Raw genomic sequence first — 22,537 nt, forward strand, 5'->3', positions numbered from 1 at the left:
GTTTTGGCCGCGTAGATAGAACAACTGATCAAGTTGACGAAGACGAAAACGGAAACGATCGATGCCATTGATCGCGGCGATTTTGGCGACGTTGCCGGCGTGCGTATCGAGCGAGTAACATCCACCCACCCGATCACGCGGGTCGCGGGCACGGGCCGCCCGCCGGACAGTTCAAATAGTGAGAAAGGAGCACAAGGTGGATATTCTGCGCAGTCTCCTCGGTATGCTGTTTCTGTTGCTGGTCGCGTATCTGTTGTCGAACAACCGCCGCGCGGTCAGCGCGCGGACCATGATCGCCGCGCTGCTCACGCAGTTCGCGATCGGCGCGCTGGTGCTGTTCGTGCCGTCCGGCCGCGCGGCGCTGGCCGCGGCCGCGAACGGCGTCAATCGCGTGCTCGACATGGGCAATCACGGCATCGCGTTCGTGTTCGGCGGGCTCGTCGACGCGCGGATGTTCCAGTTGTTCGGCGATGGCGGGTTCGTGTTCGGCCTGCGCGTGCTGCCGATGATCATCTTCGTCACCGCGCTGATCTCGGTGCTGTACTACATCGGCGTGATGAAGTGGATCGTCGCGATTCTCGGCGCGGGGTTGGCAAGGTTGCTCGGGGTGAGCCGCATCGAGGCGTGCTCGGCCGTCGCGACGATCTTCCTCGGGCAGAGCGAGATGCCCGCGCTCGTGAAGCCGTTCGTGCGCAACATGACGAGCGCCGAGATCTTCGCGGTGATGGCGAGCGGGATGGCGTCGGTCGCGGGATCGGTGCTGGTCGGCTATGCGGGCCTCGGCGTGAAGATGGAGTACCTGCTCGCCGCGTCGTTCATGGCGGTGCCGGGCGGGCTGCTGTTCGGCAAGCTGTTGTTTCCGACCGTCGAGCCGAGCCGCGTGGTGGTCGACGGCCTCGATTTCGACGACAAGCGCGCCGCCAACGTGATCGAGGCGGCCGCATCCGGTGCGTCGGTCGGCCTGCGCATTGCGATCAACGTCGGCGCGATGCTGATTGCGTTCGTGGGCCTCATCGCGCTGATGAACCTGATCGTCGGCGGCGCGGCCGCGTTCGCGGGCTTTCCGCAGGTCACGCTGGTCGGTATCATCGGCCACCTGTTCGCGCCGCTCGCGTGGATCATCGGCGTGCCATGGCATGATGCGGCGCTGGCCGGCAACTTCATCGGCGAAAAGCTGATCTTCAACGAATTCGTCGCGTACGGCGACCTGTCGCCGTACCTGAGGGGCGGTGCGCACGCGGCGGCGGCCGGCCTGCCGGTGCTCGATCCGAAGACGCTCGCGATCGTGTCGTTCGCGCTGTGCGGCTTCGCGAACTTCTCGTCGATCGCGATTCTCGCGGGCGGCTTCAGCGCGGTCGCGCCCGAGCGCCGGTCGGACGTCGCGCGGCTCGGTTTGCGCGCGCTGACGGCCGCGACGCTGTCGAACCTGATGAGCGCGGCGATTGCCGGCCTGTTTTTCTCGCTGCATTGAACCGTGCAGTCGACTCCGACCGATCGAAGCGAGGCAACGATGTTTCTACCGCAGGAATTCATTCGCAGGAAGCGCGACGGGCAGCCGCTCGATCGCGACGGGATGGCCGCGTTCGTGCGCGGCGTGACCGACGGCAGCGTGACCGAGGGCCAGGTGGCCGCGTTCGCGATGGCCGTGTATTTCAACGACCTGAGCACGGACGAACGCGTCGCGCTCACGCTCGCGCAGCGCGATTCGGGCGACGTGCTCGACTGGCGCGCGCTCGATCTCGGCGGGCCGGTGATCGACAAGCATTCGACGGGCGGCGTCGGCGATGTCGTGTCGCTGATGCTCGGGCCGATGGTGGCCGCGTGCGGCGGCTACGTGCCCATGATCTCGGGGCGCGGGCTCGGCCACACCGGCGGCACGCTCGACAAGCTCAGCGCGATTCCGGGTTACGACGTGATGCCCGAGACGGACGCGTTTCGCCGCACGGTGCGCGAGGTCGGCGTCGCGATCATCGGGCAGACCGCGCGGCTCGCGCCGGCCGACAAGCGCATCTATGCGATCCGCGACGTGACGGCGACCGTCGAATCGGTCGCGATGATCACCGCGTCGATCCTGTCGAAGAAACTCGCGGCGGGGCTCGGCGGGCTCGTGATGGACGTCAAGGTCGGCTCCGGCGCATTCATGCCGACCGCGGAGAAATCGGCGGAACTGGCGCGCAGCATCGTCGACGTCGGCAACGGCGCCGGCATGAAGACGACCGCGATCCTCACCGACATGAACCAGTCGCTCGCGCCGTGCGCGGGCAATGCGCTCGAAGTGGCGTGCGCGATCGACTACCTGACGGGCAAGTCACGTCCCTCGCGCCTGCACGACGTGACGATGGCGCTGTCGGCCGAATTGCTCGTGACCGGTGGGCTCGCGCCCGATGTCGCCCACGCACCCGAGAAGCTGCAGCAGGCGCTCGATTCCGGCGCGGCGGCCGAGCGTTTCGCGCGGATGGTCGTCGCGCTCGGCGGCCCGGCCGATCTGATCGACGCGCCCGCGCGGCATTTGGCGCGCGCGGCGACGATCGTGCCGGTGGCGGCACCCGCGAGCGGCGTGGTGCAGCGCATCGATTGCCGCGCGCTCGGGCTGGCCGTGGTCGCGCTCGGCGGCGGCCGCACGCGTGCGGAGGACGCGATCGACGTCAGCGTCGGCCTGTCGGCGCTCGCCGAGATCGGGCAGCGCATCGAGGCCGGCGAGCCGCTCGGCTTCGTGCATGCCCGCGACGAAGCGGCCGCGGCCCGCGCGGTGGACGCAGTGCGCCGCAGCTACGTGCTCGGCGAGACCGGCGAGGCGCCGCCGACCCTTTACCAGCAGATCGGCTGACCCTGCTCGCGGAGGCATCACCACGATGGAACGAGACGAACTGATCGAACAGGCGAAGGCCGCGCGCGAGCGCGCGTATGCGCCGTATTCGCGCTTCAAGGTCGGCGCGGCGCTGCTGGCGCGCGACGGCACGGTGTTCCACGGCTGCAACGTCGAGAACGCGTCGTACGGACTGTGCAATTGCGCGGAACGCACGGCGCTGTTCGCGGCGATCGCCGCCGGCTATCGGCCGGGGGATTTCGCGCGGCTCGCGGTCGTCGGCGACACGGACGGCCCGATCGCGCCGTGCGGCGCGTGTCGTCAGGTGATCATCGAGATCGGCAAGCCCGACATCGAGGTGATCCTCGCGAACCTGAAAGGGGCCGTCGAGATCACGACGGCCCGCGCATTGCTGCCGGGCGCGTTCACGCTGTAACGGCGCGCACCGCGGCGAGCCGCATGCGTCACGTCACGCGCTGTCGCGCGCGTCGCGGATCGGGATCACGGTGCGTGCGCCGCACTGGCGCAGCAGGTCGCGCAGCTCGTTGATGACCGGAAACACCTCGTGGTTCCAGTCGGCGCCTTGGGCGTCGTGCGCTTCCTGCTCGCGCTCGACGATCCAGCGATCCTCGCGGAAGATGCGCTCGGTGAACCACACGAGCAGCGGCCACGCGAGATCGAGTGCGAACGGGATGCCGGGCTTGTGGATCGACAGCAGCCCGAACGTGCGGTTGGTGCGCTGCTCGGCGTCGAGCGGCACGTAGACGATCCACAGGTCCATCACGAGCGTGCCTTCGCTCGAACGGATCTGCAGCGTCTGGTACGGGTAGCCGGTGCGCACCGTCATCACGCTCTTGTCGGACTGGTCGGCCGGCTTCTTGCTCGCGCCGAACACGAGCGCCTCGCCGACCGGCTGCTTGCCTTCCATCCGCGCGAACGTGTAGTCGACCTCGACCCAGTCGTCGCCGCGGCGGCGGCCCACCGAGCGCGCGCGCATCTGCCCCATCTGCTTGCGATGCAGGAACTGATGGTTCATGTCCATCAGGTTCTCGTGCATGAACGAGTAGTGGCACTTGACCTCGCGGCCGAAGCGGCGCGTCTTGTACGCGGGGTTGTCGGCCGATTCGAGCGCGGGGAACGGCCGTTCGTCGGCGAGCGTGGCGTCGCCCGGAAACACGAAGATCAGCCCGTGGGCCTCGCGGCACGGATACGCGCGCACGCCGTTGGGCAAGCGCTCGCGGCCGAGGTAGGGCACGTCGACGCAGCGGCCGCTGTCGCACGCGTAGGTCCAGCCGTGATAGCAGCAGCGCAGCGTTTCGCCGCTCACGACGCCCGCGTGCAGCGGCACCTGGCGGTGCGCGCAACGATCTTCGAGCGCATACACGGCGCCCGATTCGGTGCGCACGAGCACGATCGGATCGCCGGCGAAGCGCACGCCGAGCGTCTTGCCGCGCTTGAGCTCGCGCGACCACGCGAGCGGGTACCAGTGATCCGGGTGAATGGGCACGCGGCGCAGGTCGCGCACGACCGCGCCGGTGGACGGTTCTTCGAGGGTGTTGCTGTCAGGCAAAGGCACTGCGCGCATGCGTGACGCCTCCTGGCTGGACTGAATGTCGAGCGCCGCAAGAAGCGGCGGGAATCAGGAGAGTCTACGCGAAGTTGCCGATCGCGGCGGATGCGATGCGGGTTTGCCCCGGCATCGCGTCCGCCGGTTCGTTGATCCGGCGCAAACGGGAGCCGCTGGTGCGGGGTGCCTGCGGCTCTGCTGGGCGGCGGGCGGGAGCCTCGTCATGCAGCGAGCGGACGGTCACAAGCGGCTCATCAACGGCTCATAAGCGGGCTTCGCGCCACAGCACCGGGTCGGCACGGTACAGCGCCGGGAAGTGCTGCTTCAGCCCGGCGACCTTCGGCAGGTCGTTGAACGCGATATACGGCGCGTCGGGGTGCAGTTCGAGGTAGTTCTGATGATAGGCCTCGGCCGGATAGAAGCCCTTGTAGGCTTCGACACGCGTGACCACGGGCGCCGGAAACACATGCGCGCCGCCGAGCTGCGCGATGTACGCGGTGGCGACCGTGCGTTGCTGCGCCGTGGTCGGGAAGATCGCGGACCGATACTGCGAGCCTTCGTCGGGGCCCTGCCGGTTCAACTCGGTCGGATCGTGCGCGACCGAGAAGAACACCTGCAGCAGCCGGCCGTACGTGACCTGGGTCGGGTCGTAGACGATGCGCACCGATTCCGCGTGCCCGGTCAGCCCCGAGCCGACGAGCGCGTAGTGCGCGGTTTCGGATGCGCCGCCCGCGTAGCCTGCGGTTACCTGCTTCACGCCCTTCACGTGCTCGAACACGCCCTGCACGCCCCAGAAGCAGCCGCCGGCGAACACGGCCGTCTCGTCGTGCGACGCGCCGGGCGTTTCGTCGAGCGTCGGCGCGGGCACGGTGCGCATCGGCTCCGCGGAATTGACGATGCGCTGGTAGCCGAACACGGCGGCCGCCGCGACGGCGATGGCGCCGATGCGGCGCAGCATGGTCGCGCGCCGGCGTGCGGCGGCATCGCGGGTAGGGATCGGGTTCATCTTTTGCTCCTTCGGAATGCGTTGGGAAAGGCGGCGCCGGGATGGCGGCGGCGTGCGATCAGCCGAAAGTGAATGCATACGCATCGACCCCGGGATCGAGAAACTCGATCGCTAACGTGCGGTCGGCGATCGCGCCGGGCTGGCGGACGAGCTGGTACAGGCGCTGGCCGGTGACGGTGCCGTAGCCCTGCGCGTCGACGTCCGTGCCATGCGCGGCGCCGGGCGCCGCGCCGTCGAGCGTCACGCGAAAGCGCACGGGCCGGCCGTTCGTGCCCGGGCCGAGCACCAGGTGCAGGTCGCGTGCATGGAAGCGGTAGACGATCCGGCCATCCTGCGCGGCGAGCGACGCGCGCTCGGCGCCGACGTTCCACGTGCCCGCGAGGCCCCAGTCGTTGAGCGCCGGCCGGGCCGGCGCGTCGTAACGGTGTGCGGCATCGCGCACGGCACCGCCCGGCGACGCGAAGCTTTCCGCACGCGCATAGCCGACATACGTTTCGGGTGAACGGACGTCCGCGCTGTCGGCCGCCGCGAGCGCGCCCTTCGCTGGTGCGCCGGCGAGCCCGAGCGGCACGTTCAGCGCGTCCGGGTGGCCGGCTTCGGCGAGCAGCGACTGGATCGCGCGTTCCGATTGCGCGTATTCGCCTTCGCCGAAGTGGTGATGGCGGATCCGCCCTTGCGCATCGATGAAGTAGTGCGCGGGCCAGTATTCGTTGTTGAACGCGCGCCAGATCGAATAGCCGTTGTCGATCGCGACCGGGTAATCGATGCCGAGGTCGTGAACGGCCTTCTTCACATTGCCGATGTCGCGCTCGAATGCGAACTCCGGCGCGTGCACGCCGATCACGACCAGCCCGTACGGCGCGTATTTGCGCGCCCACGCAGCCGTGTACGGCAGCGTGCGCAGGCAGTTGATGCACGAATACGTCCAGAAATCGACCAGCACGACCTTGCCGCGCAGCCCGGCCGCCGTCAGCGGCGGCGAGTTCAGCCACTGCACCGCGCCGTCGAGCGACGGCAGCGTGCCTTCGACCGGCAGCGCGGCCGCGGTGGCGCCGGCCGCACGCATCATTGCGCTGCCGGCCATCGCACCACCGCCGGCCTGCGCGCCATCCACTGCGGCGGCCATCATCGCGCCGCCCGTCGCGTTGTCGGTAGCGGCGCTCGGGGCCGCTGCCGCCGACGCGCCGTTCGAGCGGCCGCCGAGGCGGTCGACGAGCTTCGTTTCGAGCCCGCCCGTGGTGACCGTCGACAGTTGCGCGAGGGCGCCCGTGTCGAGGCCGAGCGCGATCGCGCCGACGCCGGCCAGGAGCGCCGCGCCGATCCCGCGCCGGATCCATTCGCCGGCGCCGAGCGAGCGCTTCATCGCGGCGAACACCTTGCCGCCGATCACGAGCGCGACGCCGAGCGACGTCGCCGCGCCGGCCGCATACGCGACGAGCAGCAGCGTCGTGCCGACGCTCGCGCCGCGCAGCGCGGCGCCGGTCAGCACGAGGCCGAGGATCGGGCCCGCGCACGGCGCCCACAGCAGGCCTGTCGCGACGCCGAGCAGCAGCGACGACGCAGGGCCGGCCGGGCGGCCGTCGCGTTGCGCGAACCCGGTGAGCCGGTTGCCGGCGGCGACGAGCGGGCGCGTCAGGTGTTCCGCGAAACGCGGCATCAGCAGCGTCAGGCCGAACACGGCGAGCAGCACGATCGCGATCCAGCGGCCGGCCTGGTTGGCCTGCGCGACCCAGCCGCCGCCGACGGCGGCAAGCGTCGCGACGACGGCGAACGTGAGCGCCATGCCGGCGAGCAGCGGCAGGCCGGTGCGCACGAACGGCTGGTCGGCGCGCGCGAACACGAACGGCAGCACGGGCAGGATGCACGGGCTCAGGATCGTGAGCACGCCGCCGAGATAGGCAAGAACGATGAGGAGCATGATGCGTTCTCCAGTCGGATGGGAGTGGGGCCGGATCAGGCGGCAGCCGGGTGGAACGCGAGCGCGAGGCCGTTCATGCAGTAGCGCAGGCCGGTCGGCGCGGGGCCGTCGTCGAACACGTGGCCGAGATGGCCGCCGCAGCGGCGGCAGTGCACCTCGGTGCGGACCATCCCGAACGACGCATCGGTGTTGGTGCCCACCGCATGATCGAGCGGTTTCCAGAAGCTCGGCCAGCCCGTATGGCTGTCGAACTTGGTGGCCGACGAGAACAGCGCGAGGTCGCAGCCGGCGCACGCGAACGTGCCGTTCCGGTGCTCGTCGTTCAGCGGGCTGGTGAACGGCCGCTCGGTGCCGGCTTCGCGCAGGACCGTGTATTGGGCGGGCGTGAGCCGGCGATGCCATTCGGCGTCGCTGAGCGTGATTTCGAACGGGACGGCCTTCGGCGAGCCGGCCGGCGGCGCGGCGAACGCGCGGCCGACCAGCGCGCGGCGGCCGGCGGACGACAGCGCCGCGAGCGCGGCGAGGCCGGTGGCGCCGGCGAACAGCAGATGTCTGCGGGTGGGCATGATGGGCTCCTGGAAGCAGGTCCTGAAAACATGCGCCCATCGTAGGCGGCTGCCGGTGTCGAAGTCCTCACGGAAAGTTAAATGAATCGTGATTATTTTCTGGGTGCTCCGAATAGTTCCGGTGAAATCCGCCAAATCCCCGTCTGACAAGGGTTTGCCGGGTATTCGTGGTCCGTTCACTTCCACGGAAATCCGGCACGAGCCGCAACTTTTTAGTGTCTTTTTAGTGTTCGTCGTGTGGGGTAGGCTCTGCTTGGGATGCGCGGGTTGACCTGATGACGAAATCGATGGAGGGCGATCATGGGTGCACTGACGGTCAGACAAATCGAAGCCGCAAGGGCGACTGGAAAGCGGTATTTCCTGTCGGATGGGCGTGGACTGTTCCTGCGCGTCGGCCCGACCGGCGGGAAAACGTGGTTTGTTCGCGTCAGCATCAATGGCAAGCAACGCGACAAGCCGCTGGGCAAGGTATGGGGGCGCTGCTCGAGCGTTGCGCAGCTGTCGCTAGAGGATGCACGCACGGCAGCCGCGATGATTCGTTCCCAGGCGCGCGACGGCGTCGACTATCTCGAAGCGAAGAAGCGTGAACGCCAGACCAAGGTCGAAAAAGCGGCGACGGCAGATCTCACGTTCGGCGATTTATTCGATGCATGGTTTGTGACCATCAACAAGAAACGCGGCAAAAAGGGTCGAAAGGATGGCGGTAAATTGCTTCGAGGTGGGATGGAAAGGCATGTGCTGCCCTCTCTCCGTACACACAGGATCGCAGACGTGTTTGCGTCGAACGTTCTGCCGCTGCTTACCGCGATTTCCGACGTGGGACACAACCGTCAAGCGGTCGAGATGTTGATAACGATCCAGCAAATGGTTCGATGGGGAGAACGTAATCAGCCGTGGAAGCGCTTGCTGATCGATTGCGACGTGCTTGCGCTTGCGAAAGAGGATGTCGTTTCAGGTGATTACGATCCGGTGCGTGGCAATGAGCGTAACCGCACACTCACGGACGATGAAATCCAGTCACTCGGTGAACTGATTCCGGCCGCGCGACTTCCGCGTTCCATCGTGTCAGCGGTATGGGTGATGCTCGCGTGCGGAACGCGCGTCGGCGAAACGCTCCTGACGCGCTGGATCGATCTCGACTTCAAAGCACGAACGTGGACGATTCCAAAGGAACACACGAAATCGAACACGGCGATTACGATTCATCTGTCCGATTTCGCTCTGGCACAGTTTGCAGCGCAGCAAGCCGTGCGCGCCGGCGTGCCCGAAGGCAACGCACGCCGCGAATACGTGTTTCCCTCGGAAAAGGGCAAACTGCCGCACGTCAGTATTCATACGACCTGCGGGGCGATCCATGACCGGCAACGCCCGAAGGATGCACCGACAGAAGGTCGCACAACGGCAACCGATGCGCTCACTGTCGCGGGCGGCCAGTGGAAATGTCATGACTTGCGCCGGACGTGCGGGACTATGATGCAGTCTCTCGGCATCCCAGAAAGCATTGTGCATCGGTGCTTGAACCACGCGCGCAACGATCCGCTTGATCGAATCTATCTGCAGTTCGACTATGACGCGCAGATGCGCGATGCATGGCGGCGATGGGGCGATCGTTTGTCGGTTTTGCTTGGCATGAGTACAGAAAACGTACGCTTTCTGTTTGCGCCGTAATCGGAGAGTGCTTGTCGACGACGCAGGTCTGAACTGTCGTCCGCGGATAGCCGCGCTAATGGCTTTGGTGAGCCCCTTCAAGTCATCGACCACGGCGATCAGAATGTCCTGGCAGGCGTGCGTTCGTTGAACACCTTGAGCCGGAACTTGGCGCCCTCGGTCCGTTCGATCCAGAGGCCCAGCACGTCGAGCTGGCCGTCGGCCTGGATGCCTAAGGCCGGAGACGGCCTAGTTGCTGACCACGCCGTCGTCGCGGATATTGCCCGCAGCGCGTCGAAGAAGACCACCGGATACATCGTCTCAAGCGGGCGGCTCTGCCAGCTCAGCGCATCGGCCATTACCTCGTCGGTGACCGAGATGATGAAGTCGGGAGATACCTCGGTGACGTATTGCTCGTGTCGTACGATTGCGTGCGTGGCGCCAAAAACCGGCGCAAGCCTATCCTGCGTTACCTCCTTTTCATGTCTTTGCTTTTGAAGTTCGCCAATCCCACGGGCTTGGTGAGTTTTGCTGCACGGAAAAAACAGAGCTCGGCTGCAGAAAGGACGAATCGGCTTGCGCAGGAAAATTGTGTGAGCCATACAGCAAAGCGAACTGAACAATGCGAAAAGTGTCCCAGCCGCATGTGCGGATCCGGGGCAATCGGTTGATCTGTTGCCACAGGAAAACCGAATGCTGAGAGCGATCGCGCAGAGCGCACAGGTTGCGTATCGCGCAAGAAGGGCGATCGTCCGAACGCAAATCAGGTGCGCCAGTATCGAAGCGGAACGACAGACAAGGCGCGAGGATTAAATCAATCGATCAGAGTTCCGCCGTTAGCATCCGTAAAAACGTGTACGCCCGATTGCATCAAACTTCAGACGTGGTCGTTGCCTTGGAAACGTAATCGATCGTGTGATCGGCGGTGTGACCCGGTGCTTGTGGGCACGCACACTTGAATACGCGCTTGCTCGCGCACAAAGGCAAAAATATTCTCGTTTCCAGGCGAGTCTGGCGAATTCTTGCATGTGTCGAGACCTCCAGTTTGGCTTGTTTTTTGACGTTAGCGGCCGCCATTGCCTGCAGAACCGAACAGCCGGGCGACGTGCAAACGCCGCCCGTCAGTCGTTATGCCTTCATCTGCCGCATCGCATCGGCGAGCATCCACAGCGCACGGTTGAGCTTCACGCATCTGATCGATGCCGGTAATGGGGCGCGTGGACATCGCGCGGCCCGAGCGGGAGCGGCCACGCAGGCCACCCTTGGTCAGGTTTTCCTGCACGCGGTTAAAGACGGTCCAGAGGTCGTCGTGGCGATCCTCGAAGCGGCGCGGGGCCAGCAACTGGCTTTCGCTGACGGGAGCAGGCGCTTCGGCGTCGGTTGGGTCGTACCGCAGCGCGAGCGCGGAGCGGGCGAACGCCTGCTGTTCGTCGCGGTCGAGCGTCACCGAGCGCATGCCGTCTTTCTGTTCGCGGATCAGTTCGAACCCGTCGAGCACGTCGAACGCACCGTTGATCACGTTCTGCACCACGTTGCCTTTGTGCGGCACGCGGATATCGGCGATGTTCTCGCCCGCGACCATGCCGTTCTGGCAGACAAAGCAGAATGTGCCGGCGAGCATCTGGTAACTGCTGGTGCCATCGTGCGAGTTCAGCAGCACGATTTCATCGGCTTCCTCACCGGTGATCTGGTCGGCATGGCGCAGCCGAAGCATGTGTTTCGTGAATTCGCGCTTGCTGGAGTCGCGCACGCGGGTCTGACAGATCATGAACGGTTGAAAGCCCTCATTACGCAGGCCGCGCAGAACGTCGATGGTGGGAATGTAGGTGTAGCGCTCGGAGCGGCTTTCGTGCTTGCCGTCCGCGAAGATGGACGGGGCCACACGGCGAATCTGGTCGTCTGAGAGGGGGGCACTGGCGCGCAGCATCGGTGCGCAGTAATGGAAAGAGGAAGCGAGTTGCATGACGTTCTCCACAGTCAAGGTTGAGGACTTGAACCGAGCGAGGAGATATGTCATGCCGTTGCGGCTGGATATCTCCCGGTGGAACTCGGGGTTGGCGTTGCTGCCGCCTGACTCCCGGGTTCCCGCCCGTGCGACTGAAGGAGCCGATAGCGGGCAGGCGTCAAGGAAAAAGGCGCGGGAGGGGGCGGGCAACACGGTCCCGCGCCCCTTGATGGCTGCCCGCTATCGGCTACGGTCGCGGGTCAAGGGCGCGAAGCTGGGAGTCGGGTGCGTGCCATGCTCCGGGCTGACCGCAGGCTGCGTAGTGAGATGGGACTCGGCGCGCCGCGCGACACTCGTGTTGGCTTGCCAGCGTCGAGACGGGTGACGCTTTATTGCATTGCAGCGCAGGCCGGCGACAAGAAATCGCGACGAGGGTGACGCGGCGCCGCCGCCGCGTGCTTTGCTCATGGTTGACTGCGCGTGAGGCGGTGTTGCGGTGAAGTGTCCGATAAGTTACCGGTGAGCTACGGATGGTGAGCAAGGCTGATAGACGCCGGTGGTATTTTGGGCGTTAGGCCTGAGGGGGAAAAAATGCATGAATGACCGCGCCTTGCTGGTGTTGTGAAAATTCACGGGGCGCGATATGTCTGGATGGTTTCGCCGAGCATGCTTTATTTGAGAGCTGTTGGATTGGGACGAGCAACGCGGTGCCTCCGAGCACGAATACTGTATGGCGTCGAGGCACTGAAAGAGAATCCCGAAAACGGATGACGAAGAGTTACAACGAGCAGCAGGTCCTTGAGCGGCAAGTCCGCGAGTGGACGGCAGAACTGAAGCGGTTGGCCGGGCAGATTGCAGCAGCAAAAAGGCAATCATGCGCGATCATGATGATCACACCGCTTGACGCGGACTACGCAGACGTCGTGCCTGAACTGATCACCGAGGACGCGATGCGCGTCTTGAATTACGGCTGGCCGGAGGGCTTCGAGGTCGAAGTCCTCAATCAATCAGCCTGATCGATCCGTGAGATCAAGATGAGCGATATTCCTTCCGAAGCGGAGCAAGCGGCCGTTCGCGCCGTTGTGTCGAATACTTCAGTGCGTGTCCGAAGTGCTCGCGTCCGTTCCGGACCTGTTGCTGCACTCGAAGTGTCGCGTGGCTGTATTGGGGTACTTCCCACGTGTGTGACTGCGTATCGATCTTGGCGTCGACACGCACATGTGCTGCTGATGGAGAGATTGTCATGGCAGGGAATTTGTCTTGCAAGACCCCCCATTGGGGGGTATAACAGTAAGTCTCGTCGAGGAGAGCAACATGGACGTGGCTGTCGATCCTGAAACCGCCCATGCGGCCGATGTGTTCCTAAAACGTATCGCGCAGCGCTACCCGGTCCGCCGGGCAATCCTCTTTGGTAGCCGAGCGCGTCACGAGCATACCGACGAAAGCGACGCTGATATCGCAGTCATCCTGAGCGGCGTTCACGGTGAACGCACGGACATCGTGCTGGACATGGCGGGGACGTCGTTTGACGTATTGCTGGAAACGGGAGTGCTGGTCGGCGCCCTTCCGATTTGGGAGGACGAACTGGAGCACCCGGAACGGTTCAGTAATCCGGTCTTGATCGAGAACATCCGCCGCGAAGGAATCACGCTATGAGGATGACTTCCGCGGACTATATGGCAAAAGCCGTACGCGCGTTGGCGGAGGCCCATGTATTGCTGCAGGTCGGTGGGCGCGAGGGCGCATGCAATCGCGCGTACTATGCGATGTTCGACGCCGCTCATGCCGCGTTGCTCGGCGTTGGAGTCGTTGAGCAATCGCCGGCAACCCATAGCGGCGTGATCGCGGCATTTGGTCTAAAGCTTGTGAATCAGGGGCTTGTGCAGCCCGAATACGGCCGATCACTGAGACAAGTCGAGAGTTTGCGCGGCATCGCAGATTATGGCGTCGGTAATATCCCCATGGACAAGGCGCGTTGGGCGGTTACGCAGGCGGAAAATTTCGTTGCAGTCGTGCGGGAGCTTTTGACGCCTGATCAGGAACAAAGGCCCGATGATCCGGATGCGTCTCCGACGCCCGATCTGGACTTGTAAGCGAGGGGACGCGAATGGCCACCAATAAGTCGCCTCCTGAGATCACGCAGCAGGTGTTTCTCCGCGATGCGATGGCGTCACTCTGCATGACGCGTATGGAGTTCGCAGAGCGTATCAGCGTTCCGATCAAGACGCTGGACAAGTGGTTGGCACCGGTGAGCACAAGCGATTTTCGGAATATGCCTGATGTGGTATGGGCCTATGTGCGAGAAATTTTGGACTGGACGAAAAAAGGGCTTGATTCTCAAGTCAGGGCCGTGTCAGAAACGTCATGTGCTGGGGAGCGGCTAAAAATCTCAGCTAATGGCGAGGTGCGTCGCTCGCCGAATAGGAATGCGAACAGATGACTGCTTGCCGCTAAGATTGTCGTATATACAATTTTCCGGATGTGGGGCGCGAAGGCGTAGAACGAAATCACCTGATCCCAGGCCCGGCGCCAGAGCGGCAATCGGGGGGTATTTTGTACCCCAGGGGCTCGTATCGAACGCATCCAGCGCCATGGCGGCGGCTTTCGCCGACGGTGCCCGATAGACCTCCTTGAGCGCCGCTGCGACCGATTTCCTGTCTTTCCAGCTGGCGAAGTCCAGTGAGTTCAGGATCAGATGCACGATGCAGGTCTGGACCGTCGTTTCCGAGAACACCGTGTTGATCGCTTCCGGGAAGCCCTTCAGGCCGTCGACCACGGCGATCAGGATATCCTGCACGCCGCGCAGCTTAAGGCCGTTCACTACCCTCAGCCAGAACTTGGCCCCCTCGGTCTGCTCCATCCAAAGGCCCAACACGTCGCGTGTGCCGTCGCGGCGCACGCTCAGCGCCAGGTAGATCGCTTTGTTGCGCACGACGCCTTCGTCGCGGATCTTGACTCGCAAGGCGTCGAAGAACACGACCGGGTACATCGGCTCGAGCGGCCGCTGCTGCCATTCGCGCACTTCGTCGATCACGGCATCGGTCACCGTACTGATGAAGTCCGGCGACACCTCGATGCCGTACATCTCCAGCAGGAAACCCTGAATCTCCCGCACGCTCATGCCGCGTGCGTACATCGCAATGATCTTGTCGTCGAAGCCGGTGAAGCGTCGCTCGCCCTTGGCGATCAGCACCGGATCGAAGGTGCATTCGCGGTCGCGCGGAATCTCGACGTCGAGCAGGCCGTCGTCGGTCTTGATGCGCTTACGGCCGGTGCCGTTGCGGTGGTTCGTGCTACTCGCTGGCTTGGCTTCACCCTTCTCGTAACCCAAGTGGTGGGTCAGTTCGCCGCCCAGCGCACGCTCGAAGATCGCCTTCTTGAGTGCGGCCAATTGCTCATTGATCGTCGCCGTCCAGTGCCCCGGGCACCAGTTGCTTGATCAGTTCCGGCGTCACGCCTGCGCTATTCGAAGACGGACGGATGGCTACGACTGCTATCAGAACCAGTTGGCCGAATGGATCAACGGCATCCTCACAGTACGAGTTCCTCTTGTAACGTCTCGCTGACCTTGCTCAAGCCGTCAAGACGGTCGAGCAGTCGGCGCGCATCTACACCCCTGAACGATCACATGCAGCCCTGAAATACAAAACGCCCGATGCGATGCATCGGGCATGCTAGCGCCTCGATATTGTCAACCTATTCAATGACTTGACACCCCCACACGCGTTGCGCCGTATGGTCGGTATGTGTGGCATCGATTTCGATGCCACACATACTTTGAGCGAGTTACTGGCCGCAATTTAAAATGTGCGGGATCGAATTGATGGATGCGCCGGAGTTCCTCAGGTGCTTGGACGAGCGTATCACTTGAGCTATTGATTTTTTTAAAATACCATCATTTATCATAGAAATACGGGCCGCATTACGGAATACTCAATTATTTAGAAGACGTTCGAGCAGTTCATACTCGACGGGATCGCTCGCGCACTGACCGCCACCGCATTCGAGTAACGTCGATACGAGATTGGCGATGATCGTAAGCCCGAAGACTGCCATCGCGATTCGCCCGCTGGTACTCATCGACGCGGGTTGCACAGTATGGCTTGTGCGGCGGACAGCAAGCAGCAAGGAAACATACAAAATGATCAACACCGACGCGATAAAGCACCATGTGTAGAAATGCAAGCCCCACAGAGCTGAACCGTACGCTCCCGAATCGGGTGCGATGTGTAGCAGTACCTGACGACCTGCGATGACGCCGGTTGCGACAGCGCTGACGAGCACGCAGCAATAATGTGTGCCACGTACGCCGTATCTGACGTTCATTGCGAATCCGATCCCGGCGAGGATCAATCCGACGCGCTGCAGTAAGCAAAGTGGACAGGGTAGCTCATTGAATGCAAGTTGATAATAGAATGCGATGAGCAGTGCTGCACTAATCGCAATTAATGCAAGAACATCTAGCGTATTGTTCGTCGTCGCGTTGTCGTTGCTATCGTTTCGTAGAATCTTCATTTCCATTATCGCGATGTCATTTAGAGGGATAGATTGAGCGAATCTGTCGCGTGATGAGAGAATGAGAAAAGTGTGGAGATCAGTGCGACGACGAACAAAGAGATCGTACGTGAACGCGTACCGTATATCATTGAGACGAACGATGCGAGTGACAACAGAAACGGAAGAAACATAAAAATTTCGAGTCCTTCAGGTGGTGGTTAAAACGAACAGCGTAACGAGGTTGGGTCAGACGACCGAAAATCGATTGCCTGTCACAGGTTGGAATAGAAGAGCCGGCAAGGCCGCCGTAGCGATCATGGCAGGGGCGTCATCCAAGCGTGCCGACAATGCTGACTTCCTTGTTGTCGGGAACTTCGTTGTACGACAGGACGGTTAGGTCCGGAGAGAACAGTTTGGCGTACCGCGCGAGCATCGGGCGAATGCGTGGCACCACGATCAGCACTGGGGCGGCGCCCATTTGTTTCAATTGTTCGACCACCGCCGGCATATGGGTCTGCAACTGCGAGAGCACATTCGGTTCGACCGGGAAATTGTCCAGCGGCACACGGGTTCCCGATTGCTCCGCGAGACTTAGGGCATTCAGCAGAATGTTCTCGAGTTCCACCGTCAGGCTGAAACCCTGGAGCGCCTCGTGCTGGGCGCCAAGTCCGGCCACGATCTGGCGACGCAGTGCGCAGCGGACTTCGGCCACGAGCAGTAGCGGATCCTTGGTGGTTTCCGCGGCCTCCACCAGCGTGGCGGACACGGTCTCGATGTCCTTGATCGACACGTTCTCGGCCAACAACGTACGGAACACCTTGCGCAACTGACTGTGCGTGAGGCATTTTCCCAGCGCATCGGCCAGCGCTGGCGCAATGGCCATCAGGCGTTCGATGATGGCGGTCACATGATCGTAGCTGAACAGGTCGGGAATCGTTTCGCGAATTAACTTGGCCGCATGCGTGGCGATCACCGTCGCGCAATCGACGACCTGGTAGCCGAGGCCGAGGGCATGGGCCTTCTGGTCGGGCTCGATCCACGTGACGGGCATGCCGTAGGCAGGGTCGATGTCGGGTGTGCCATCCAGTTCCCCGTAGACGGTAGGTGACGGAATGGCCATCAGCTTTCCCGGTTGCACTTGGGCCTGAGCCAGTGTGGTGCCATTGAGCACGATGGTGTAACTGGAGGGGGGCAGGCTCATGTCGTCGCGCGCGCCGATGGCCGGTAGCAGGAAGCCGAGCTGTTCCGACAGGGTTTGTCGGGTGCCATGCAGGCGGCGCACCAGCGGCGCGCCCTGAGCGCGGTCCAACATCTCCACCAGCTTGTAGCCGAGGGATACCGAAAGCGCGTCCACATACGGCAGGCTGCTCCAGTCGAACGATTCGCTGCCGGGCGCGGCTAGCGTGGCTTGCATGACACGGGCGGTTTCTTCCGCCTCGACCGCGGCGGAGGGCGAAGTACGCTGCGTCATCCGATAGCCGACGTAACTGAGCACTGCTGCAAAGCACAGAAACACCAATGTCGGCATGCCCGGGATCAGACCCAGCGCGGCCATCAGTGCGGAAGCGCTGAACAGCACCAACGGCGAAGCCAGCAATTGCTGGCCGACCTGTTCCTCGAAGTCGCGTGCATCGTCGATGCGGGTGACAATGACCGCGGCGGCGGCGGACAGCAGGAGGGCGGGTATTTGCGCGACCAGGCCGTCCCCGATGGCCAGCAGCGCATACTTGTGGAATGCCTCGCCTGCAGGCAAGCCGTGCATGATTACGCCGATGATCACGCCGCCGATCATGTTCGTGATGAGAATCAGAATGCCGGCGATGGCGTCGCCGCGCACGAACTTCGAGGCGCCATCCATGGCGCCGTAAAAGTCGGCTTCGGTCGTAACGTCCTTGCGGCGTTGCTGGGCTTGTGCCTGTGTGATGACACCGGCGTTCAGATCGGCGTCGATGGCCATCTGCTTGCCGGGCAGCGCGTCGAGGGTGAAACGCGCCGACACTTCCGAGATGCGCTCCGCACCCTTGGTGACCACGACGAAATTGATGATCATCAGGATCACGAACACGACCAGCCCGACCACGAAGTTGCTGCCGATCACTACATTGGCGAACGATTCGATCACTTGGCCGGCTGCACTCGGGCCCGTGTAGCCATTGAGCAAAACAACGCGTGTGGATGCGACGTTCAATGTCAGGCGCATCAGCGTGGCAGCCAGGATAATGGTCGGGAAGGCCGAGAAGTCCAGCGGTCGCTTCACGGTCACGGCTACCATGACCACCACGATGGACAGCACGATGTTGAACGTGAACATGATGTCCAACGCGGCTGGCGGAAGCGGCAGGATTACCATCGCCAGGATGGTGAACAGGGCGAGAGGCGCAGCAAACTTCAGGCGCTTGAGCAGGTCGATCACGTTCATCGGGATTGGGACTTTTGCAAGTGTTCGGGAATGGTGATGCCGGTGGGCAGCGATGGTGAAACGTCGCGTCCACCGCTGCGGAAAGCCTTGATCTGTAAAACGTAGGACAACACCTGCGCTACCGCGCGATACAGCTCTGCCGGAATTTGCTGATTGACCTGGCTGGTGTGGTAGATCGCACGCGCCAGCGGCGGCAGCTCGATCACCTCGACGTTGTGCCCTCGGGCGACGTCGCGAATGAACAGCGCAACCTCATCGACCCCCTTGGCTACGACGTACGGCGCTTGTGCACGCGTTACGTCGTACTTGAGTGCGACTGCATAGTGAGTCGGGTTCATCACCACCACATCGGCGGTTGGCACGGTCTTTCGGATCCCCTGGCGCGCGAGCTGGCGCTGGATTTGGCGGATGCGGCTCTTGACCTCGGGCTTTCCTTCAGACTGCTTCATCTCATCTTTGATGTCACGCTTGCTCATGCGCTGGCCGCGCTTGAAGATGATTTGTTGTACCGGTATGTCGACGAGTGCGAACACGATGATGATGCACGTCAGCGTGAGCGCAGAGGTCAGGAACAGGTTTGCCCCACCGGTCAGTGCATCGGCGAGCGGCGCGCCTTGCAAGCGGATGAAGCCGCTCAAGTTGGAGCGGCAGACGATGAAGAGCGTGGCCATCAATACGAGGGCCTTGAGCACGGTCGTGCCGAACTGGACGTAATGCTTGCCGGACACCAGGCGCTTGAGCCCGGAAAGCGGGTTCAAGCGGTTCAGCTTCGGCATGACGTTCTTGTGGCTTATGGCCCAGCCGCCCGGTACCAACGACGCGACGATGATGCCGGCGGGCACCGCGGCCAGCGGGGCAAGCATCTTGCACAATAGCAGTGCCGCTGCGGGAAATAGCATCGACGCCGCATTGCCGATCCTGTCGTCGCCGGAAAGGTCTGCAAACGACAGCGCGAAAATGTGCTTGAGTTCAACCAGCCACGCCGGGGCTAATACGACGATAAGCTTGAGAGCAATCAGAATTCCCACACACGTGCCGATATCTCGCGAACGTGCAACCTGGCCTTCCATTCTGGCTTTGCGCAGTTTCTGCGGGGTGGCCTTTTCGGTCTTGTCGCCGGTTTGTTGCTCGCTCATTGCATTCCCCCGTTGCCGAGGGGCCGCGTCGCGAGTCGATCGTAGAGTTCTAGAACGTGCTCCACCATGCGACCGTAGTGATCCGGCAGTGACGGCAACAGCAGCGTCAGCAGTAACAGCCCGAACATGGTCGTGATCGAAAAGCCCAACGCGAAAAGATTCAGTGCGGGTGCTACGCGGTTGAGGAGGCCCAGGCCGACTTGTACTACCAGCGTAGCGAACATCACCGGAAGCGCCAACGCCACGGCGGCGGAGAACACCCAGCCTACTGCGAAGGCGAGATGCTTGAGCGCGTCGAGGTCGAAGGCAAAACGACCGACCGGCCAGACTGCAAAGCTGCGCGCGATGACAGCCGTCAGGATCAGGTGGCCGTCAACTGCGAAGAACAGCAGGATGAACACCACGTACATTATGCTGGTGAGTACGTCGGCCATCTGGCCATTCATCGGATCGTTGATTTGCGCCATGGACAGGCCCAATTGCGACGACGCGACGGTACCGAAAATCTGCAGCGCGCCCAGCACGAGATGGAACACGAAGCCGAGCAGGCCGCCTATCAGGACCTGTTCGGCCACGGCAGCCACACCTTCGAACTGCAGCAGGTCGATCACGGGCATCGCCGGAATACCGGGCTGTATGGCTAATGCGAGGATGAGGGCGATCAGCAGGCGAATGCGCACAGGGACCATTGCGTCACCCAGGATCGGCGACGCGGCCAGCGCGGCAGCGATTCGGCAGAAAGGCCAGAAGATCGTGTTCGCGAGCGGCAGGAACTGGGGAAGGACAATTTCCATTGCCGAGTCACCCGGTCAGTTGTGCGGCGCGGCTGAAGATCTCAACCGTGTAATGCATGACGCGGCCGGTCATCCACGGGCCAGCCAGCGCGAGTGCGACCAGCGTCGTGATCAGGCGCGGAAGAAAGCTCATCGTCTGCTCATTGATTTGTGTCGCGGCCTGGAATATGGCCACCAGCACACCCGTGATCAGGCCTGGTGTAATAAGCACGAGGATGATGACGAGCACCAGGCGCAACGCGTCGACGGCGAAGCTGGCGGCCAGATCGGGAGTCAGCATCAGTAGGCCTTCACGCTGGTAATGAGGGTGTTGACGGTAAGTGACCATCCGTCCACCAGTACGAACAAGAGCAGCTTCAGCGGCAGCGAGATGACGAGTGGCGACAGCATCATCATGCCCATTGCCATCAACACGGACGCGACAATGATGTCGACGATCAGGAACGGGATGAACAGCATGGCGCCCATCTGGAACGCAGTCTTCAGTTCGCTCAGCACGAACGCCGACAATTTAACCAGGAACGGCTGCTTCTCCGGGTCCGTGATTTTTTCGGTGCCGGAGAGTTTGGCCATCTGCGCAAGCGTGGCCTTGTTCGTCTGCACAAGCATATAGCGGCCCAGCGGTTGTTCCGATGTCGCGAGCGCGGCCTGCATGCTGATCTTGCCCTGGTCGTATGGCACGAAGGCCTTTTGCCAGATTTCCTCGCCGACCGGGCGCATCGTAAGCATGGTCAGCACCAGCGCGACACCCGTCACGATGCGTCCCGGCAATCCTTGCTGCAGGCCTAGCGCCTGCTTGACCAGTGACAGCACGATCACATAGCGCAGGAAGCTCGTCATCGTCATCAGCAGCGCGGGCAGTAGCCCGAGCAGCGTCATCAGAACGAGGATCTGAGTTTTGACCGTGAAGCCTTGGCCGCCGACGGCATCGGATGTGAGCGTCAGCGTGTCGGCTTGCACGAGTGCGGGCACTGCGAAAACGGCTAACGCCAGACCCAGGTGGGGCAGGAGGTCGCGATTCTTCATGTCGCAAGCGAGTTGAGGTCGTCGAGTTCGATGATGCGTAGCCCGTAGTGTTCTCCCGAGACGACGACTTCGCCCAAACCCACAGGCGTACCATTTACCTTGATGATGAGGGGGTCGCCGGCCAGGCGATTGAGCTCCACCGTCGAGCCGGTTTCGTACGACAGCAGATCGGCTAGCGGTACGGTGGCTTCCCCCACCTCCAACGTCAAGCGCACGGGAATGCGGCGCAGCATACGCATCGGGTCGCGCGGCGAAGCAGGTTCTGTGATGGATTTGGGATCGTCGCCCAGATCCAGACCGCCCAACGCGGAGAGATCAAGGTCGGTGGTCGATGTCATGTTGGGGGGTTACTCCACGGGTTCGAAAGAAGTAATCCACAGCGCGCCTTGGTGTTCGGCCAAGGCCGCGCGGTAGAGGCGGACGTTGTTGACGAGCACGTCGACGGTATCGGGCAAGCGAACAGGCAGCACGTCGCCTGGCCTCATACGAAGCAGTTCGTCGAGGCGCATGTTCTTGGACAGCACGTGCACCGACATCGTGACCGGGATGCACACGTTGGCCGGAGCACTATCGGGTGCAGCACGCTGATGCTGAGCATCGAGGCGCGCAAACAAGCGGTCGAGCCACATTTCTTCCAATGCGAATTCAACGTCGCCACCGACTTTGCGCAAGCGGTCCAAGATGGTCATGCGCAGGACGCGGACACCGGGGCCGGGCAGGATGTCCCCACTTGGCAAAAAGGGCTCTGCGTGGTCGCCGAGCATTGCTGAAGCAAACGCGGCTAGCAGCGCGGTGTGTTGTTGTGCCGCGAAACGCCGTTCCGCCCCGGTTTCCGGCACGGGCGCCGGGGCGTTCGGCACGGCTTCGTCCAGCGAAGTGCCGTAATGACAGGCCAGCAGCGCCAGCAGTAGCGTGCGGTCGCAGCGCACTGAAATCTGCCCATGGTTGCATGCATAGGTGCGCCAGACGGCCGCATTGCGCGACCGCATCGCGGCGACAGAGAGCTCGGTGACGACGAAGCGCGTGCCACGGCGCAGATTGAACCGTTCATGAAGGGAGTGGTCGATTCTGCGCTTGATATCTTGCAGCACATCCTCGAGCAAATGGTATGGACGCCCCAGCATGCACGGATCAAGCACCACCGGAGATGCGGCTCGGCTGCTGCGGGAGTGGGAGGGAGATGCTGACACGGTCAAGGGGTCGTTTTTTG

22 protein-coding genes and 3 pseudogenes are annotated in these 22,537 nt (G+C 62.9%); 9 read left to right on the plus strand and 16 right to left on the minus strand.

The window, feature by feature from the left end:
• The first annotated feature begins 196 nt into the window (after nucleotides 1-196).
• From A9Z05_RS25750 to A9Z05_RS25760, 3 genes are read left to right on the plus strand one after another with little or no spacing between them, the layout of a single operon-like run.
• The gene (locus tag A9Z05_RS25750) at nucleotides 197-1,471 is read left to right on the plus strand and encodes a NupC/NupG family nucleoside CNT transporter (protein ID WP_069620583.1); all 1,275 of its coding nucleotides are present in this window, start codon (nucleotides 197-199) and stop codon (nucleotides 1,469-1,471) included.
• Nucleotides 1,472-1,510: 39 nt separating this feature from the next.
• Nucleotides 1,511-2,827: a thymidine phosphorylase gene (gene deoA / locus A9Z05_RS25755; protein WP_069620584.1), complete on the plus strand. Its 1,317-nt coding sequence runs from the start codon at nucleotides 1,511-1,513 to the stop codon at nucleotides 2,825-2,827.
• Between the two features lie 25 nt (nucleotides 2,828-2,852).
• A complete protein-coding gene (locus A9Z05_RS25760) occupies nucleotides 2,853-3,242 on the plus strand; it encodes a cytidine deaminase (protein ID WP_069620585.1) in 390 nt (129 codons plus the stop codon).
• Nucleotides 3,243-3,275: 33 nt separating this feature from the next.
• Here the strand turns inward: A9Z05_RS25760 and A9Z05_RS25765 are convergent, their stop codons facing one another.
• The 4 genes from A9Z05_RS25765 to msrB all read right to left on the minus strand — a co-directional run bounded on the left by A9Z05_RS25765 (nucleotide 3,276) and on the right by msrB (nucleotide 7,863).
• On the minus strand, nucleotides 3,276-4,391 hold the full coding sequence (locus A9Z05_RS25765) for an aromatic ring-hydroxylating dioxygenase subunit alpha (protein WP_050016159.1): 1,116 nt from the start codon (nucleotides 4,389-4,391) through the stop codon (nucleotides 3,276-3,278).
• Nucleotides 4,392-4,635: 244 nt separating this feature from the next.
• The gene (gene msrA, locus A9Z05_RS25770; protein ID WP_069620586.1) at nucleotides 4,636-5,379 is read right to left on the minus strand and encodes a peptide-methionine (S)-S-oxide reductase MsrA; all 744 of its coding nucleotides are present in this window, start codon (nucleotides 5,377-5,379) and stop codon (nucleotides 4,636-4,638) included.
• Between the two features lie 58 nt (nucleotides 5,380-5,437).
• Nucleotides 5,438-7,297: a cytochrome c biogenesis protein DipZ gene (locus A9Z05_RS25775; protein ID WP_069620587.1), complete on the minus strand. Its 1,860-nt coding sequence runs from the start codon at nucleotides 7,295-7,297 to the stop codon at nucleotides 5,438-5,440.
• A 35-nt stretch (nucleotides 7,298-7,332) separates the two neighbouring features.
• Nucleotides 7,333-7,863 (minus strand): peptide-methionine (R)-S-oxide reductase MsrB, encoded by a 531-nt coding sequence (gene msrB, locus A9Z05_RS25780; protein WP_069620588.1) that lies wholly within the window; start codon nucleotides 7,861-7,863, stop codon nucleotides 7,333-7,335.
• A 300-nt stretch (nucleotides 7,864-8,163) separates the two neighbouring features.
• On the opposite strand from msrB, the gene A9Z05_RS25785 reads away from it, so the two are divergent.
• Nucleotides 8,164-9,531 carry a site-specific integrase gene (locus A9Z05_RS25785; protein WP_069620589.1) on the plus strand — a complete coding sequence of 456 codons (1,368 nt, stop codon included), beginning with the start codon at nucleotides 8,164-8,166 and terminating at the stop codon, nucleotides 9,529-9,531.
• Nucleotides 9,532-9,629: 98 nt separating this feature from the next.
• Here the strand turns inward: A9Z05_RS25785 and A9Z05_RS38465 are convergent, their stop codons facing one another.
• Nucleotides 9,630-10,112, minus strand: a complete 483-nt coding sequence (locus A9Z05_RS38465; protein ID WP_069620590.1) for a transposase — start codon at nucleotides 10,110-10,112, stop codon at nucleotides 9,630-9,632.
• A 526-nt stretch (nucleotides 10,113-10,638) separates the two neighbouring features.
• A pseudogene (locus A9Z05_RS25795) lies at nucleotides 10,639-11,473 on the minus strand (DUF932 domain-containing protein).
• 749 nt (nucleotides 11,474-12,222) lie between these two features.
• Here A9Z05_RS25795 and A9Z05_RS25800 point away from each other — a divergent pair.
• The 4 genes from A9Z05_RS25800 to A9Z05_RS35310 all read left to right on the plus strand — a co-directional run bounded on the left by A9Z05_RS25800 (nucleotide 12,223) and on the right by A9Z05_RS35310 (nucleotide 13,895).
• The gene (locus tag A9Z05_RS25800; protein WP_069620591.1) at nucleotides 12,223-12,471 is read left to right on the plus strand and encodes a hypothetical protein; all 249 of its coding nucleotides are present in this window, start codon (nucleotides 12,223-12,225) and stop codon (nucleotides 12,469-12,471) included.
• Nucleotides 12,472-12,769: 298 nt separating this feature from the next.
• The gene (locus A9Z05_RS25805; protein ID WP_069620592.1) at nucleotides 12,770-13,111 is read left to right on the plus strand and encodes a nucleotidyltransferase family protein; all 342 of its coding nucleotides are present in this window, start codon (nucleotides 12,770-12,772) and stop codon (nucleotides 13,109-13,111) included.
• Nucleotides 13,108-13,548, plus strand: coding sequence for a HEPN domain-containing protein (locus A9Z05_RS25810; RefSeq protein WP_212195597.1), 441 nt, complete (start codon nucleotides 13,108-13,110; stop codon nucleotides 13,546-13,548). The genes A9Z05_RS25805 and A9Z05_RS25810 overlap by 4 nt, the downstream gene beginning before the upstream one ends.
• 14 nt (nucleotides 13,549-13,562) lie before the next feature.
• Entirely contained in the window at nucleotides 13,563-13,895 is a 333-nt protein-coding gene (locus A9Z05_RS35310) for a hypothetical protein (RefSeq protein WP_256122094.1), read from the plus strand.
• A 17-nt stretch (nucleotides 13,896-13,912) separates the two neighbouring features.
• Here the strand turns inward: A9Z05_RS35310 and A9Z05_RS25815 are convergent.
• A pseudogene (locus A9Z05_RS25815) lies at nucleotides 13,913-14,898 on the minus strand (IS256 family transposase); the annotation flags it as partial.
• Between A9Z05_RS25815 and A9Z05_RS35315 the strand changes: the two are divergent.
• Nucleotides 14,893-15,133 (plus strand): annotated as a pseudogene (locus A9Z05_RS35315) (integrase core domain-containing protein); the annotation flags it as partial. The pseudogenes A9Z05_RS25815 and A9Z05_RS35315 sit on opposite strands and share 6 nt — an antisense overlap.
• Before the next feature lie 255 nt (nucleotides 15,134-15,388).
• Here A9Z05_RS35315 and A9Z05_RS35320 read toward each other — a convergent pair.
• From A9Z05_RS35320 to A9Z05_RS25850, 9 genes are all read right to left on the minus strand, one after another.
• Nucleotides 15,389-15,970: a disulfide bond formation protein B gene (locus A9Z05_RS35320; protein ID WP_256122091.1), complete on the minus strand. Its 582-nt coding sequence runs from the start codon at nucleotides 15,968-15,970 to the stop codon at nucleotides 15,389-15,391.
• A gap of 20 nt (nucleotides 15,971-15,990) precedes the next feature.
• Nucleotides 15,991-16,143 (minus strand): DUF5993 family protein, encoded by a 153-nt coding sequence (locus A9Z05_RS38470; protein WP_222150282.1) that lies wholly within the window; start codon nucleotides 16,141-16,143, stop codon nucleotides 15,991-15,993.
• Between the two features lie 137 nt (nucleotides 16,144-16,280).
• Nucleotides 16,281-18,371: a flagellar biosynthesis protein FlhA gene (locus A9Z05_RS25820; RefSeq protein WP_069620593.1), complete on the minus strand. Its 2,091-nt coding sequence runs from the start codon at nucleotides 18,369-18,371 to the stop codon at nucleotides 16,281-16,283.
• Complete coding sequence (gene flhB / locus A9Z05_RS25825) at nucleotides 18,368-19,507, minus strand: flagellar type III secretion system protein FlhB (RefSeq protein WP_069620594.1); 1,140 nt, start codon at nucleotides 19,505-19,507, stop codon at nucleotides 18,368-18,370. Before flhB ends, A9Z05_RS25820 begins: the two co-directional genes overlap by 4 nt.
• Nucleotides 19,504-20,301, minus strand: coding sequence for a flagellar biosynthetic protein FliR (gene fliR, locus A9Z05_RS25830; protein ID WP_069620595.1), 798 nt, complete (start codon nucleotides 20,299-20,301; stop codon nucleotides 19,504-19,506). The genes flhB and fliR overlap by 4 nt, the downstream gene beginning before the upstream one ends.
• 7 nt (nucleotides 20,302-20,308) lie before the next feature.
• Nucleotides 20,309-20,581, minus strand: coding sequence for a flagellar biosynthesis protein FliQ (gene fliQ, locus A9Z05_RS25835; RefSeq protein ID WP_054928525.1), 273 nt, complete (start codon nucleotides 20,579-20,581; stop codon nucleotides 20,309-20,311).
• Complete coding sequence (gene fliP, locus A9Z05_RS25840; protein ID WP_069620596.1) at nucleotides 20,581-21,327, minus strand: flagellar type III secretion system pore protein FliP; 747 nt, start codon at nucleotides 21,325-21,327, stop codon at nucleotides 20,581-20,583. The genes fliQ and fliP overlap by 1 nt, the downstream gene beginning before the upstream one ends.
• Nucleotides 21,324-21,665, minus strand: coding sequence for a FliM/FliN family flagellar motor switch protein (locus tag A9Z05_RS25845; protein ID WP_069620597.1), 342 nt, complete (start codon nucleotides 21,663-21,665; stop codon nucleotides 21,324-21,326). Before A9Z05_RS25845 ends, fliP begins: the two co-directional genes overlap by 4 nt.
• A gap of 9 nt (nucleotides 21,666-21,674) precedes the next feature.
• On the minus strand, nucleotides 21,675-22,451 hold the full coding sequence (locus A9Z05_RS25850; RefSeq protein WP_069620598.1) for a FliM/FliN family flagellar motor C-terminal domain-containing protein: 777 nt from the start codon (nucleotides 22,449-22,451) through the stop codon (nucleotides 21,675-21,677).
• Nucleotides 22,452-22,537 lie beyond the last annotated feature (86 nt).

Source organism: Burkholderia sp. A2, from assembly GCF_001729305.1.
GTDB lineage: Bacteria > Pseudomonadota > Gammaproteobacteria > Burkholderiales > Burkholderiaceae > Burkholderia > Burkholderia sola.

Bases quoted from the DNA above. Each gene is read 5' to 3' on its own strand.
- deoA (WP_069620584.1), top strand. From the start codon at position 1,511: ATGTTTCTACCGCAGGAATTCATTCGCAGGAAGCGCGACGGGCAGCCG.
- A9Z05_RS25760 (WP_069620585.1), top strand. From the start codon at position 2,853: ATGGAACGAGACGAACTGATCGAACAGGCGAAGGCCGCGCGCGAGCGC.
- A9Z05_RS25765 (WP_050016159.1), bottom strand. From the start codon at position 4,391: ATGCGCGCAGTGCCTTTGCCTGACAGCAACACCCTCGAAGAACCGTCC.
- msrA (WP_069620586.1), bottom strand. From the start codon at position 5,379: ATGAACCCGATCCCTACCCGCGATGCCGCCGCACGCCGGCGCGCGACC.
- A9Z05_RS25775 (WP_069620587.1), bottom strand. From the start codon at position 7,297: ATGCTCCTCATCGTTCTTGCCTATCTCGGCGGCGTGCTCACGATCCTG.
- msrB (WP_069620588.1), bottom strand. From the start codon at position 7,863: ATGCCCACCCGCAGACATCTGCTGTTCGCCGGCGCCACCGGCCTCGCC.
- A9Z05_RS25785 (WP_069620589.1), top strand. From the start codon at position 8,164: ATGGGTGCACTGACGGTCAGACAAATCGAAGCCGCAAGGGCGACTGGA.
- A9Z05_RS38465 (WP_069620590.1), bottom strand. From the start codon at position 10,112: ATGGCTCACACAATTTTCCTGCGCAAGCCGATTCGTCCTTTCTGCAGC.
- A9Z05_RS25800 (WP_069620591.1), top strand. From the start codon at position 12,223: ATGACGAAGAGTTACAACGAGCAGCAGGTCCTTGAGCGGCAAGTCCGC.
- A9Z05_RS25805 (WP_069620592.1), top strand. From the start codon at position 12,770: ATGGACGTGGCTGTCGATCCTGAAACCGCCCATGCGGCCGATGTGTTC.
- A9Z05_RS25810 (WP_212195597.1), top strand. From the start codon at position 13,108: ATGAGGATGACTTCCGCGGACTATATGGCAAAAGCCGTACGCGCGTTG.
- A9Z05_RS35310 (WP_256122094.1), top strand. From the start codon at position 13,563: ATGGCCACCAATAAGTCGCCTCCTGAGATCACGCAGCAGGTGTTTCTC.
- A9Z05_RS35320 (WP_256122091.1), bottom strand. From the start codon at position 15,970: ATGAAGATTCTACGAAACGATAGCAACGACAACGCGACGACGAACAAT.
- A9Z05_RS38470 (WP_222150282.1), bottom strand. From the start codon at position 16,143: ATGTTTCTTCCGTTTCTGTTGTCACTCGCATCGTTCGTCTCAATGATA.
- A9Z05_RS25820 (WP_069620593.1), bottom strand. From the start codon at position 18,371: ATGAACGTGATCGACCTGCTCAAGCGCCTGAAGTTTGCTGCGCCTCTC.
- flhB (WP_069620594.1), bottom strand. From the start codon at position 19,507: ATGAGCGAGCAACAAACCGGCGACAAGACCGAAAAGGCCACCCCGCAG.
- fliR (WP_069620595.1), bottom strand. From the start codon at position 20,301: ATGGAAATTGTCCTTCCCCAGTTCCTGCCGCTCGCGAACACGATCTTC.
- fliQ (WP_054928525.1), bottom strand. From the start codon at position 20,581: ATGCTGACTCCCGATCTGGCCGCCAGCTTCGCCGTCGACGCGTTGCGC.
- fliP (WP_069620596.1), bottom strand. From the start codon at position 21,327: ATGAAGAATCGCGACCTCCTGCCCCACCTGGGTCTGGCGTTAGCCGTT.
- A9Z05_RS25845 (WP_069620597.1), bottom strand. From the start codon at position 21,665: ATGACATCGACCACCGACCTTGATCTCTCCGCGTTGGGCGGTCTGGAT.
- A9Z05_RS25850 (WP_069620598.1), bottom strand. From the start codon at position 22,451: ATGCTGGGGCGTCCATACCATTTGCTCGAGGATGTGCTGCAAGATATC.